The sequence below is a fragment of the Cobetia sp. 10Alg 146 genome (assembly GCF_029846385.1).
GTDB lineage: Bacteria > Pseudomonadota > Gammaproteobacteria > Pseudomonadales > Halomonadaceae > Cobetia > Cobetia marina.
The window spans coordinates 103011-115875 of sequence record NZ_JARWKT010000009.1 but is presented as its reverse complement, the minus strand read 5'-3'; the positions used below and the strand labels follow the sequence as shown (position 1 = coordinate 115875).

Annotated in this window: 9 protein-coding genes and 2 tRNA genes; 5 read left to right on the top strand and 6 right to left on the bottom strand. The window is 64.0% G+C overall.

The genetic code is table 11. From position 1 onward, the window contains the following. The first annotated feature begins 7 nt into the window (after positions 1 to 7). Positions 8 to 895, top strand: coding sequence for an NAD(P)-dependent oxidoreductase (locus QD172_RS15045; protein WP_279856183.1), 888 nt, complete (start codon positions 8 to 10; stop codon positions 893 to 895). A gap of 575 nt (positions 896 to 1470) precedes the next feature. Here the strand turns inward: QD172_RS15045 and QD172_RS15040 are convergent. The 3 genes from QD172_RS15040 to gltX all read right to left on the bottom strand — a co-directional run bounded on the left by QD172_RS15040 (position 1471) and on the right by gltX (position 3312). Further along, positions 1471 to 1546, bottom strand: a tRNA-Glu gene (locus QD172_RS15040). An 18-nt stretch (positions 1547 to 1564) separates the two neighbouring features. Further along, a tRNA-Ala gene (locus QD172_RS15035) sits at positions 1565 to 1640 on the bottom strand. Between the two features lie 196 nt (positions 1641 to 1836). Further along, complete coding sequence (gene gltX / locus QD172_RS15030) at positions 1837 to 3312, bottom strand: glutamate--tRNA ligase (RefSeq protein ID WP_077379213.1); 1476 nt, start codon at positions 3310 to 3312, stop codon at positions 1837 to 1839. A gap of 301 nt (positions 3313 to 3613) precedes the next feature. On the opposite strand from gltX, the gene cydD reads away from it, so the two are divergent. The 3 genes from cydD to QD172_RS15015 are packed head-to-tail and all read left to right on the top strand — an operon-like array spanning position 3614 to position 8140. After that, positions 3614 to 5425 (top strand): thiol reductant ABC exporter subunit CydD, encoded by a 1812-nt coding sequence (cydD, locus tag QD172_RS15025; protein WP_279856182.1) that lies wholly within the window; start codon positions 3614 to 3616, stop codon positions 5423 to 5425. Then, on the top strand, positions 5422 to 7245 hold the full coding sequence (cydC, locus tag QD172_RS15020) for a thiol reductant ABC exporter subunit CydC (RefSeq protein WP_279856181.1): 1824 nt from the start codon (positions 5422 to 5424) through the stop codon (positions 7243 to 7245). The genes cydD and cydC overlap by 4 nt, the downstream gene beginning before the upstream one ends. A gap of 25 nt (positions 7246 to 7270) precedes the next feature. After that, positions 7271 to 8140 (top strand): short-chain dehydrogenase, encoded by an 870-nt coding sequence (locus tag QD172_RS15015; protein WP_279856180.1) that lies wholly within the window; start codon positions 7271 to 7273, stop codon positions 8138 to 8140. Positions 8141 to 8158: 18 nt separating this feature from the next. Here the strand turns inward: QD172_RS15015 and QD172_RS15010 are convergent, their stop codons facing one another. The 3 genes from QD172_RS15010 to QD172_RS15000 form a co-directional block, all read right to left on the bottom strand. Then, positions 8159 to 9058, bottom strand: coding sequence for a LysR family transcriptional regulator (locus tag QD172_RS15010; protein ID WP_043333112.1), 900 nt, complete (start codon positions 9056 to 9058; stop codon positions 8159 to 8161). Between the two features lie 435 nt (positions 9059 to 9493). Continuing rightward, on the bottom strand, positions 9494 to 10546 hold the full coding sequence (corA, locus tag QD172_RS15005; RefSeq protein WP_084209312.1) for a magnesium/cobalt transporter CorA: 1053 nt from the start codon (positions 10544 to 10546) through the stop codon (positions 9494 to 9496). A 798-nt stretch (positions 10547 to 11344) separates the two neighbouring features. Beyond that, positions 11345 to 11899, bottom strand: a complete 555-nt coding sequence (locus QD172_RS15000; protein ID WP_077379203.1) for a carboxymuconolactone decarboxylase family protein — start codon at positions 11897 to 11899, stop codon at positions 11345 to 11347. A 273-nt stretch (positions 11900 to 12172) separates the two neighbouring features. Here QD172_RS15000 and QD172_RS14995 point away from each other — a divergent pair, with 273 nt between their 5' ends. Continuing rightward, positions 12173 to 12790: a TetR/AcrR family transcriptional regulator gene (locus QD172_RS14995; RefSeq protein ID WP_279856179.1), complete on the top strand. Its 618-nt coding sequence runs from the start codon at positions 12173 to 12175 to the stop codon at positions 12788 to 12790. Positions 12791 to 12865 lie beyond the last annotated feature (75 nt).

Genomic DNA, 12865 nt, shown 5'->3' with positions numbered 1-12865 from the left:
CCTTCGCATGTCAGAGACACACGCAACGCCACGCATTGCCGCCTTCATCGGACTCGGCGTCATGGGTCACCCCATGGCCGGCCACCTGACACGCGCAGGATGGGAAGTGCGCGTCTACAACCGGACCCGCTCGCGCGCCGAACAGTGGTGCGAGGAGTACGGCGGCACCCATCACGCCACGCCGCGAGAAGCCGCGGAAGGCGCCGAGATCGTGCTGATGTGCGTCGGCAATGATGATGACGTGCGCAGCGTCACCTACGGCGCCGATGGCGTACTGGCCGGTCTGTCGGAGGGGGGACTGCTGGTGGATCACACCACGGCCAGCGCTGATCTGGCGCGAGAGCTTTACGTGGCGGCGCGCGAGCATTCGGTCGGCTTCGTGGACGCCCCCGTGTCTGGCGGCCAGCAGGGGGCCATCAATGGCGCGCTGACCATCATGTGCGGCGGTGACCCGCAAGATTACGATCGCGCAGCACCGGTACTGGCGCATTACGGGCGCATGGTGAAGCGTATCGGGGAGACCGGCGCCGGCCAGACCACCAAGATGGTCAACCAGATCTGCATCGCCGGACTGGTTCAGGCGCTCTCCGAGGGACTGCACTTCGCCGAGCAGGCGGGACTGGATCGCGAGGCGGTGATCGAGGTGATCTCCAAGGGCGCAGCGGGCTCGTGGCAGATGGAGAACCGACACGCCACCATGATCCGCGATGAGTACGAGCACGGCTTCGCCGTCGACTGGATGCGCAAGGACCTCGACATCTGTCTGGCGGAGGCACGCCGCATCAAGGCAAGCCTGCCGGTGACGGCGCTGGTCGATCAGTTCTATGCCGACGTCCAGAGCATGGGGGGCGGCCGCTGGGACACCTCCTCGCTGCTCAAGCGCCTGGCCAGATGAGGCGAGCCCTCCCCTCTCGAAGCGGCCTCGCCCGCGTCATCGCGCAGCGAATCAGGCACTGAACGAATGACGTCCTGCTAGCCGTGCAAGCCGCCCGATGAAAAGCGCCGATTCCAGCGTCAGCGAGACGTTGGAATCGGCGCTTTCCTGATGCCGCATTGCAACAACCCTGTCACCGTCACGCTGCGCTGCCTTTTTCCACACTATCTGTGGATAACCTCGTTGATAACCCTTAGACAAGCGCTTCCAACCTGCATGACAGCGGGCTTACCAACAGATTGCACAATTTTTAACCAGCTTATAAGCCATTGATATAAAAGAAAATTTTGGCATGCAGGAGCAAGCGCAGACCGGATGGCCGCACTTCGAGAGGGAGTATGAGGAAAGTTCACGTCCTGGCCGCGCAGTGGACAACACAACAGCGATGTCAAGGGCGACTTGGGGATAACATGCGTTTCGGGCGACACACCGGCTGTGCATAAGCCGAAATCAGAGACAAAAAAAACACACCCCGCAAGGTGTGCTTTTTGTTGACTTCCCGAGGCCATCACAGGCGACTCGAGATGTCAGAAGAGTGGCGTCCCATAGGGGGTTCGAACCCCTGTTACCGCCGTGAAAGGGCGGTGTCCTGGACCACTAGACGAATGGGACGCAGTCGCTTGAGAAACTTGGTGGAGCCTAGCGGGATCGAACCGCTGACCTCAACACTGCCAGTGTTGCGCTCTCCCAGCTGAGCTAAGGCCCCGTCTCTCAAGAACGAGGCGTATATTACTGACCCGCCTCGTAGTCGTCAACTTCTTTTTCACACAATTTCATCGCGCGCCTCATCAGGGCCACCAGGGCAGTCCGACAGCGCCTTGAGAAGGCTCAGCGCCCTGCTGCAGCGCATGCCCCCATGACACACGTTCGCCATGGGGGCCCTTCAGGCATCACTGACACCCTTACAGCTCGCGATATTCCTTCTCGAAGCGCTTGGCAGCCTTCTTGGAGACGCCGCCCAGCACTGCCACGGCATGACGCAGACGTGCACGGGTCATGTCGGAACCGAGAATGACCATCGCATCCATCACCGAGGTGGAGGTCGCCGAGCCAGTCACCGCCACGAACACCGGCGCCAGGAAGTCCTTCATCTTGAGTTCGAAGTGCTCGGACAGCAGCTTCACTTCCGCCAGCAGGTGCTCCTTGTCCCAGGTGCTCACGGCCTCGAGCTTCCAGGTCAGGAACTGCATCTGACGCACCAGATCTTCGCCCTGAAGCTTGGCCTTGGCAAAGTCGTCCGGCGTGATGGCCGGCAGTCCGGAGAAGAAGTGCCCCGCAAGAGGAATCGCCTCGGACAGCGTCTCGATGCGCGGCTTCACTTCCGGCAGGATCTGCTTGACGTAGGACTCGTTGAAGGCCCACTGACGCAGCTCGCTCAGCAGCTCGTCCTCGGACAGGTCACGGATGTAGAGACCGTTCAGCCAGCTGAGCTTCTCGACATCGAACACCGGGCCGCCAAGGGAGACGCGCTGGATGTCGAAGTGCTCCTGCATCTCGCTCAGCGTGAACTTCTCGCGCTCGTCCGGCATGGACCAGCCGAGACGCCCGAGATAGTTGATCACGGCCGCCGGCAGATAGCCCATGCGGCGGTAATACAGGATGGACGTCGGGTTCTTGCGCTTGGACAGCTTGGTCTTGTCCGGGTTGCGCAGCAGCGGCATGTGGCAAAGCTCCGGCATCTGCCAGCCGAAGTACTCATACAGCAGCTGATGCTTGGGTGCCGAGTTGATCCACTCCTCACCGCGCATCACGTGGGTGATCTCCATCAGGTGATCATCCACCACGTTGGCCAGATGGTAGGTCGGCATGCCATCGGACTTGAGCAGGATCTGCGCATCGACCTGGGCCCAGTCGACCTCGATCTCGCCGCGCAGCATGTCCTTGACCACACAGGTACCGCTTTCCGGTACGTTCATGCGGATGACGAAGGGCGCACCCGCCGCTTCACGACGTGCCACTTCCTCGGCCGGCAGGGCGAGATCGGACGGCTTGAGCGCCATGTGCAGACCTTCGGCCTTGCGGGAGTCGCGCAGCTCATCCAGCTCCTCGCTGGTGCGGAAGCACTTGAAGGCGTGGCCGGCATCGATCAGTTGCTGGCAATGCGCGGCATAGATGTCGCCACGCTCGCTCTGGCGATACGGACCATGGGGGCCGCCGACATCCGGACCTTCCGACCATTCGATGCCCAGCCAGCGCAGCGAGTCGAGAATCATCTGCTCGGACTCACCGGTGGAGCGGGTCTGATCGGTATCCTCGATACGCAGAATGAACTCGCCACCGTGCTGACGAGCGAAGCACTGGTTGAACAGGGCGATATAGGCAGTGCCGACGTGGGGATCACCAGTCGGCGACGGTGCGATACGCGTACGAACGGTCATGTGGAGTCCAGTATTTCAGGGGGAGTGTCAAGAAGGGTGTCGAAAAGCGTCTCGAGATGACGGCCGGGCGCGAGGCGCGACAAGATCTCGAACCAGCCTGGCAAGTGGTGCCCGGCCAACACGCTTCAATTCGGCAGCCTGTACTGGGGGCATATTATACGCAAGGTGAAGATGTGCGACAGTGCGTCACCGTGTGCCAACGCCTTCACGGCGGTAAGCTGACGCCCGATGATCGTCCGTCGTGACGCCCGGCGCCCGCGCCTTCTCACCATCCCCTCTGCCACCACCGGCAGGAGCCAGCATGTCCCGAACCACCGCCTCGTCTGATGTTGCCTCCCCCCTTGACGCCGACGCCTCGTCGCCTGAGTTCGTGCCACGCCGCTGGCTGGAGACCCTGGCCCGAGCTGGCGGCCACTGGCCGAACATCGCCATCGGCTGCGCCCTGCTCTCGACCCTGGTGCTGCTGGCACAGGCGTGGAGCATCGCGCGCCTCGCCCAGGGCGTGGCGATCGAGCGCGAGTCGCTCATCACACTGTGGCCGGCCATCGCGGTACTCGCGGCCAGCCTCTCGCTGCGAGGCGCGCTTGGCGGGCTGCGCAGCTACGCTGGCACCCGTGCCAGTCAGCAGATCCGTCGCCGCCTGCGAGTGCGTCTATTGCAGCGCTTCGCCGAACTCGGCCCGCTGTGGGTGCATCGCCAGCACCGCGCCAGTCTCGCCAACCGTGTCTGGGACCAGGTCGAGTCGCTGCATGGCTATTACGCCGATTTTCGCCCCCAGACTCGCCTGGCCGGGCTCATCCCGTTGCTGCTGCTGGCAGTCGTCTTTCCGCTCAACTGGGCGGCGGGCCTGATTCTGGCGATCACCGCCCCGCTGGTGCCCATCTTCATGATTCTGGTCGGGATCGCGGCGCGCAAGCGCTCCCGCGAGCAATTCCAGGAGATGGACCGCATGGGGCGCCACTTCATGGACCTGCTCACCGGCCTGAAGACGCTCAAGCTGTTCGGCAGCGCCAGACGCGGCGCCCAGGTCGAGGCCGTCAGTCACGCCTTTCGCAAGCGCACCATGCGCGTGCTGCGCCTCGCCTTCCTGTCCTCCACAGTGCTGGAATTCTTTACCGCCGTGTCCATCGCGCTGCTGGCGGTCTATCTCGGCATTCACTTCCTCGGTCATCTGCAGTTCGGCACCTGGGACGAGGCACCGCTGACGCTGCAGACCGCCCTGTTCATTCTGGTGCTGGCGCCCGAGTTCTATCAGCCGCTGCGCGAGCTGGGCGTGCATTATCACGCCAAGGCCGAGGCCGAAGCGGCCGCGCTCGACCTGGCGCCGATCGTCGGTGCCACCCCCTTCTCCCGTCAGCAGACGCCTGACGACGTGAACACCACGCCGCCTCGCAGCGCGACCCGCCCCATCACCTTCAGCGCCCTGAGATTGCAGGACGTGAGCGTGCGCCATGCCGGCCAGCTCCCGGACACGCCCCCCGCGCTGGGCCCGCTGTCACTGCAGATCGCCGCCGGTGAACGAATCGCCATCACCGGCTCTTCCGGGGCGGGCAAGTCGACATTGCTCAACCTGCTGCTGGGCTTCGTCGAGGTCGCCGACGGCATGCTGTCTCTGAATGGACATCCCTTGACCCAGGGTCTCCCGACCGGCACGGCCACCTGGGTGGGCCAGGAAACGGTGGTCCTGTCCGGCACGCTGGCCGACAACCTGCGACTGGCAAAGCCTCAGGCCAGCGACGACGAACTCGAGGCCGCGCTGGCCAAGGCCGACCTGTCCACATGGCACGCCAGCCTGCCCCGCGGACTCGCGACACCGCTTGGCGAGGGCGGTCAGCCACTGTCCGGTGGGCAGGCACGCCGCCTGTCGCTGGCGCGCGCCTTCCTGCATGATGCGCCGCTGGTGCTGCTGGACGAACCCACCGCCAGTCTGGATGCCGAGAGCGAGGCGCGCGTGATCCGGGCACTGCAACGCCTCGGCGAAGGCCGCACTCTGCTGCTGCTCACGCATCGTCCCGAACTGCTGCCACTCTGCCAGCGGCTGATCCGTCTCGAAGGCGGCCGCCTGGTGGAAGATCGACACCTGCAGGCCTCCAGCCCGCGAGGTGATGCATGACACCCCCTGACGTCCCCCCGACCGCCCGGCCACCATCGCTTGGCGAACTGAGTCCCTATCTGGCGTTGATGCGTGAGCACCGGTGCTGGCTGGGTGTCGGCGCCCTGCTGGCGCTGATCACCCTGCTGGCAGCCACCGGGCTGCTGGCGCTGTCGGGATGGTTTCTTTCCGCGACTGCCGTAGCCGGCGTGAGCGTCGCGGCCACCCAGGCCTTCAACTTCTTCACTCCCGCAGCTGGCGTGCGCGGACTGGCACTGGCGCGCACCGCCGGACGCTATGGCGAGCGCGTCACCACCCACGAAGGCACGCTGCGCCTGCTGGCCAGCCTGCGTCGTCGTCTGTTCGACGCCATCGAACCCCTCTCCCCCGCCGCTCTGCAGCGCGCCGGGCAGGGCGAGCTGATGACGCGTCTGGGCGCGGATGTCGATGCTCTCGACAGCCTCTATGTGCGCGTGCTGATTCCGTCACTGGTGGCGGTGTGTGCCATCCTCGCCGCCGGTACGCTGATCGGCGTCTTCGCGCCGACATTGGCGCTGATCACCGTGCTGGGGCTGGCGCTGACCGGGGGGCTGGTGCCGTGGCTGGCATGGCATCTTGGCAGCCGCGATGCCATGCGCCATCAGGCCTCCGCCAGTCACCTGCGTGCCCGTCTGCTGGAGCGACTGCAGGGCCTGGGCGAGCTGGTCATCTACGAACGCTGGCAGGCAGAACTTGCCAGCCTGGCGGAGCAACAGGCCGAGCGTGATCGCATCGAGCGCTCCCAGGCGCGTCGTCAGGCGCTAGCCACCTGGCTGAGCCATACGCTGCTGGGGCTGACGCTGGCAGGGGTCGCCCTGCTCGGCGTCATGCAGATGGCGCCTCAGACGCAGACGGCTGTCGGTGACGTGACCGCCCATGCCGGCGAGCTGCTCGACGGCCGCCTGCTGGCGCTGTTTCTGCTGGCGATCCTCGGTGCCTTCGAAGCCCTCGCCCCCCTGCCGCTGGCCTGGCAGGGGCTGGGCCGCTGCCTGTCGGCGGCCGCGCGTCTCAACCAGGTACAGGCCGACACCCCGGCGCCACAGTTTCCGGAGGACTCCGCCGCCGCCACGCCTGTCGGGCATGAACTGGTGATCCATGACCTGAGTGTCGCGCATGGCGACACTCAGGTGCTCGAGCAGCTGTCGCTGAGCCTGGCAGCGGGCGAGCATCTGGCCTTGCTTGGCCCCTCCGGCAGCGGCAAGAGCACCCTGCTGGAAGTGCTCAGCCGCTTCCATGCCCCGAATTCCGGCAGCATTCATCTGGGCGGTGTGGCGCTTGAGTCGCTCGACGAGGCCACACTGCGCGCAAGCTTCGCCGTCTGTCCGCAGGACACGCATCTGTTCTGCGCAAGCTACGCTGACAATCTGCGCCTGGCCGCGCCTGAGGCCAGTGATGAGACACTCATCCACATGCTGGAAAGCCTGGGGCTTGGCGAGTGGCTGGCCCGACAGCCGCAGGGGTTGGCCGGTTTCCCGGACGAGGGGGGCCGTTCGCTGTCCGGAGGCCAGCTGCGTCGCTTCGGCGTGGCACGGGCGCTGCTCTCGCCCGCCCCGATCGTGCTGCTCGACGAGCCCTGTGAAGGTCTGGATCGCGAGAGTGCCGAGCGGGTGATCAGCGCGATTCTCACGGCCTGCCGGGGACGCAGCCTGATCATGATCACCCATCAGCCGCTGGGGCTTGAGCGCTTTGCGCGTCTGGCACTGCTGGAAGAAGGGAGACTCAAGGAAGATGCCACGCCGACCACACTGCAGGCCGACTCGCGGCTGGCACGCCTGATGGCGCGCACCACGAATCAGGCCTGACATGAACGCTATCGCGGGAGGGACGATGACGGAATCCACACTCAAGGATCAACCACTGGCCGCTGACACCTTTGCACGCCTCCCACAGGGCTTCACCGCTCTGGTGACGGGTGCCGGGGGCGGTATCGGACGCGCGATGCTCGAAGAGCTGCTCGCCCACGAACGCTGCGGCCGGGTGCTGGCGGTCAGCCGTGACGTCTCGCGTCTGCCGGCACATCCCGCACTTGCCTCACTGCAGGCTGACCTGACCACCGACGAGGGCATGGCGCGGCTGGCAGACTGGCTCCGCGAGCAACTGGATGACACGGGGCAGGAGGAGAACAAGGAGAAGGAGAAGCACGAGGAGAACGAGCCCAGGCCAGGCCAGCCACCGGCACTGATCCTCAACACCATGGGGCTGCTGCATGAGGAAGCCTTTGAGCAGCACGCGGCACTGTGGCCCGAGAAACGTCTCGAGGATCTCGACATGGCCGCGCTGACGCGCCTGCATCAGGTCAATGCCTTCGTTCCCGCCCTGTTGCTGGGGATGCTCGCGCCACGCCTGCGCCGGCGCACGCCGCTGATCTTCGCCTCGCTCTCGGCGCGGGTCGGCTCGATCAGCGACAACCGCAGTGGCGGCTGGTATGCCTACCGTGCCAGCAAGGCCAGTCACAACATGCTGCTGAAGACCGCCGCCATCGAGATCGCGCGCCGCAATCCCGAGGCTGTGTTGGTCGCGCTGCATCCGGGCACCACCGATACCGGGCTTTCGGCCCCCTTTCAGGCGCGGGTCCCCGAGCACAAGCTGTTCACGCCAGGCTACGTGGCGCGTCGCCTGCTGCGGGTGGCGGGTGAGCTGTCGCCAGAGGACAGCGGCGGCTTCCGTGACTGGGCCGGCGAGCCGATCGACTGGTGACGGAAGCAGCGAGGGCGATCAGAGCTGCAGGTGCTCCTGAAACCATTCGGTGATGAAGTCCAGATAGGCACGCGTCTTGTCGGGCAGGTACTTGCGCGAGCGAAACAGCACCACCATCGAGCCATGCTCGTTCCAGTAGGGCTGCAACAATGGCACCAGTTCACCGCTTTCCACTGCTGCGCGGGCCGAGAAGGTCGGCAGATAGGCGAGACCGAAACCGGCCTTGGCCGCCTCCACCACGCCGAGCAGATTGTTGATCACCAGCCGCGACTCCGGCTCCACATCGAAGGGCTGCCCGTTGAGCGTGAAGCGCCAGTGGGCACCCAGATCGTAATTGCCGTAGAAGATGGTATCGAAGGCGCGGATGTCCTGCGGCTGCACCGGCGGGGCATTGACGCGCGCCAGATAATCCGGTGCCGCATACAGGCCATAGACCACCTTGCACAGAGGCCGCGAGACCATCGAGGAATCCGGCAACGGCCCCATGCGAATCGCCAGATCCACCGACTCATCGATGGGCTCGAAGCGCTGATCCTCCAGCAGGATCTCGACGCTGACATCCGGATAACGGCGCATGAAGGCGGTGGTCGGGGCGGCCAGATACATGAAGCCGAACGACACCTGCGCCGAGACCTTGAGCTGGCCCATCGGCTGGGAGGTGACGGACTGCACCCGCGCCTCGGCGGATTCCAGCTCCTCGCGGATGCGCAGCCCGTGCTCGTAATAGATGCGCCCCGCCTCGGTGAGGTGCAGCTTGCGGGTCGAGCGATTGATCAGACTCACCCCCAGCTGCTCCTCCAGTGCCGCCACGCGCTTGGACGCCAGCGACTTGGAAATTCCCAGGCGTCTCGCGGCGGCCGTGAAGCTCGCCGCTCGCACCACCTCGACGAAGACCCGCAGGGCATCAAGCGTCGCCATTCCATACTCCAGAGTTGATTCAGCTCCAGACGCCCATTGACGAGCGTCCTGCGTGACCACGCGAACATGTTTCCATATTGGAAACCCTAGTTTTCGATTGTACGCGCTTATTCTCCAAAGCGCGTCGCCCTATACTGGGCACCTCGAACATGCGGGAGCAGACGCGTCGCGGCATCGACCCTCTGCTTCCGGACTAGACCGTGAAGCGTCTGGCCTGCGTGGCGCAGTCAGGCGATTCAGGTTCGCGCTCAGGTAGTTGCACTGCTCATCCCACCGGGTCCCGGTGACTGGTCTGCATGGCGACACCCGCACGCGCGGTTTCGCCGTCGGCCCATCCCGGGCCTCGGTGGCGATCTTCAGTGTAGTAATGCAAGCTATTTGCGCGCCTGGCCGTCTCACGACGCCAGGCGCTTTTTTTTGCCTTTGATCAGCGACTTACAACCACTTCTTCCACTTGAAGAACAGGTAGGTCGAGAGAGCCGATGCCCCCATCAGGCACAGCGCGAAGGGATAGCCCCAGTCCTTGTCCAGCTCCGGCATCCAGTGGAAGTTCATGCCGTAGATGCTGGCGATCAGGGTCGGTGGCATGAACACCACTGCCGCGACCGAGAAGATCTTGATGATGCGGCTCTGGTCGAGGTTGGTGAAACCGATCGAGGCATCCAGCAGGAAGTTGACCTTCTCGAAGATGAAGGTGGTGTGCGGATTGAGCGAATCCACATCGCGCAGCATGTCGCGAATTTCCTGACGCCGAGCCTTGTGATGCGGCTCGGCGGGCAGATGGCGCGTCAGCTGACGCAACAGCCGCTGACTGTCCAGCAGGGCCTGGCGCACCTTGTCGTTGTAGCGCTCCTGCAGCAGGATGCCATGCAGGGTGTCCTCCAGCGATTCAGGATGCACCGCCTGCTTGCCCAGTACCTCCAGCGCGCGATAGATGTCCTCGATCTCATCGGCCAGGTAATCGACCTTCATCGCCAGCAATGCCAGCAGCACGTCCCAGCCATCCTGGGGACTCAGGCGCTGGCGACGCAGATGATTGCGGAACAGCCGCAACAGCCCGATCTCCTCGTGACGCATGCTGATCAGCTGCCGCCCATGCAGATGGAAGGCGACGTTGGCGGTCTGCGGTTCGCGCCCCCTGCGATGGGGAAACAGCGAGACGACATGGATGCCATCGCCGGCCAGATAGAATCGTGAGGACGACTCGATCTCCTCGAGCTCCTCGATCTTCGGCAGCTCCACGCTGAACTGCTCGCTCACCCAGCGCTGCTCGGCCTCATCGGGCTGGCAGAGGTCGATCCACAGCACATCGCCACGCACCAGTACCGGAGGTGCCAGCTCATCACTGGCCAGCCGCTCGGCATGCAGGGCGCTGGCCTGCTCATGGCTGTCGGCGAGCTGCGGCGCCTCGCCGTCGGACATGTCGGGCAGCACGATCTGCTCGCCACGCAGGCGCCCGTCTTCATGAAGGCGATAGAGGGTAATCATGCACGGTCCCGTGTGAATGACCTGAAGGAAGGGCCATTCTAGACGAGATACCGGGAGTGCGGGGCCTGACAGAGGCAGGAGAAAGGCGCGACAGACGCTGACAGCCGTGACACCGCCAAGAAAAAGGGCGACTCGAAGAGTCGCCCGAAGACCGTGACTAGCTTGATGAGGAGAAACCTGAACAGGGGCCTGACTCCGCTGTTCTGGCCATCGCGTTCCATGGCGGGAAGCGATGACCCAAGATTATGCCCTGACAGATCGTCCGTCAATACCAATGAGAATTATTTTCATTAACCATTGAGACAGCGTTTATCTCACCATCACGGCTGGCCTCCATCGATGAGCTGACGTATCATGCCGCCAGAATATCAAGGTCGTGACTGGCCTGATGAGACGCCCGCCTCGGACCTGACATCCACACTCTGGCGGGCACGAAGCACCGCTCGACTCGCAAGCCTTCCTCCCTGTCATTGGCAGAGGGAAAGCGAATGACTCGAGAAGCGCTTCCGGACGCCTCCCTCGTGCAAGCGAAGGGGGCGTCTTTTTTTGCGCATGAAAAAAGCGGCTCACCCGTGAGGGGAGCCGCTGGCAAGGACCGTAAAACGTCTGATGAGAAGCCTCCCGGAAAGGGGCCTGACTCCACTGACCGGGGCACCGCTGCCCATGGCGGGGAAGCGATGGCCCCAGATTAGGTCGCGAGCACGCGTCCGTCAACACTAATGAGAAATATTTTCATTAAGATTGAATGACGGCGCGCTTCACCCCTCTCGCAGGTCATGCATCATCCGTTCTGCGGCTTCAGCCCTGCTTGTGCCATTCAAACTTCTTGAACGGCTCGTCGATCGGCGTCTCGGCCAGGTGATTGGTGTAGTTGCTCATCACCTTCTGGGACAGGCCAAGAACCACTTCCAGCACGTTGCGCTTGGTGTAGCCGGCATCGAGGAAGGTCTGCACGGTGGCGTCATCGACGAAACCACGCTCACGCACCACGGCCAGCGTGAAGGTGCGCAGGGCTTCCAGGCGCTCGGTCGGCAGCGGCGTCTCGTTGCGCAGCGCCTCGGTGATGGCGTCATCCACCTTCATCGCCTTGGCGATACCGGTGTGTGCCGGCACGCAATAGTGACAGTTGTGCTCGACATTGATGGTCTGCCACACCACGGTGGTCTCTTCATCATTGAAGCTGCTGTCGAGGAACAGCTGGTGCAGTACCTGATAGCCTTCCAGCAGGCCCGGCGCCTCTGCCATCACGGCGTGCAGACCCGGCACCATGCCGAAGGCCTTGACGGACTTGTCGAGCAGCGGCTTGCTGTCCTGCGGGGCGGTATCGGCAGTGTGCAGCGTGAAATCGGTCATGATGACTCCTTCAATATGATGGACGAGATGAGCGCAATGGCAGGGCTGGGGAGGCGTCGTGAACGTCGTCGCTACCCATGATGATGAGCAATTGCTCAAAAAAAGACCTGCTCATGCGCTTCACTACGTTGTCGTGGGACACACTAGCTGGATTTGAGCGGTCATTCAAGTTAAAATTGAGTACTCACTCAATACCTTGCTCCTCGGGATCAGCCTGCCCTCCACACTGTGTGGAGTCAGGCGACACTCGCGAGCCCCATCGTCAGGACAGCCATGCCACGCGCGACCTTGCACAACCGCCAGGACTCCCTCGACCGGGCGCTGAATCTCTTCTGGCAGAAGGGCTTTCATGCCACTTCGCTGAAGGACATCGAGCGCGCGCTCGACATGCGTCCCGGCAGCATCTACGCCACCTTCGGCAGCAAGGATGGCCTCTTCCAGGAAGCGCTGGAGTGCTACTCCGCGCGCAGCCTGCGCGAGATGGAAAGCCTGATGGCCAGCCACGACTCGCCCTTGACCGCCCTCGCCGCCTACATCCGCAAGCTCGGCGGACTGCGTGACAGCGAAGTCCCGTCACGCGCCTGCATGCTGGCCAAGAGCCTGCTGGAACTCGGTGAGCGCGAACAGGCCGCCCGCGACAAGGTCGAGACACTGCTCGCCGGCATGGAAGCCCGCTTCCGCCAGGCCTTCGCGGACGCCCGCGACGCCGGTGAACTCCTCGACCCCGAGCGCCCCGCGCACCAACCGGAACGTCTCGGTCGCCGCCTGCAGGCCGAAGTCATGGGCCTGCGCGCCTACGCCCAGCGTGAAGGCGAAAGCGACGCCGTCCGCCAGCTCGCCGAAGACATCGCCCAGGATATCGAGGCGCTGAAGGTCAACAACACGCATTGAGCCATGAGCGGAGCAATGGCTCGCGGCTCTCTCTGACTCGGCGCTTCGCCTCACATGCTGCTAGAATCACCGCCC

What these genes read in the sequence shown, in the direction of transcription:
- QD172_RS15045 (WP_279856183.1), top strand. Translation starts at nt 8, where the DNA reads ATGTCAGAGACACACGCAACGCCACGCATTGCCGCCTTCATCGGACTC.
- gltX (WP_077379213.1), bottom strand. Translation starts at nt 3,312, where the DNA reads ATGACCGTTCGTACGCGTATCGCACCGTCGCCGACTGGTGATCCCCAC.
- cydD (WP_279856182.1), top strand. Translation starts at nt 3,614, where the DNA reads ATGTCCCGAACCACCGCCTCGTCTGATGTTGCCTCCCCCCTTGACGCC.
- cydC (WP_279856181.1), top strand. Translation starts at nt 5,422, where the DNA reads ATGACACCCCCTGACGTCCCCCCGACCGCCCGGCCACCATCGCTTGGC.
- QD172_RS15015 (WP_279856180.1), top strand. Translation starts at nt 7,271, where the DNA reads ATGACGGAATCCACACTCAAGGATCAACCACTGGCCGCTGACACCTTT.
- QD172_RS15010 (WP_043333112.1), bottom strand. Translation starts at nt 9,058, where the DNA reads ATGGCGACGCTTGATGCCCTGCGGGTCTTCGTCGAGGTGGTGCGAGCG.
- corA (WP_084209312.1), bottom strand. Translation starts at nt 10,546, where the DNA reads ATGATTACCCTCTATCGCCTTCATGAAGACGGGCGCCTGCGTGGCGAG.
- QD172_RS15000 (WP_077379203.1), bottom strand. Translation starts at nt 11,899, where the DNA reads ATGACCGATTTCACGCTGCACACTGCCGATACCGCCCCGCAGGACAGC.
- QD172_RS14995 (WP_279856179.1), top strand. Translation starts at nt 12,173, where the DNA reads ATGCCACGCGCGACCTTGCACAACCGCCAGGACTCCCTCGACCGGGCG.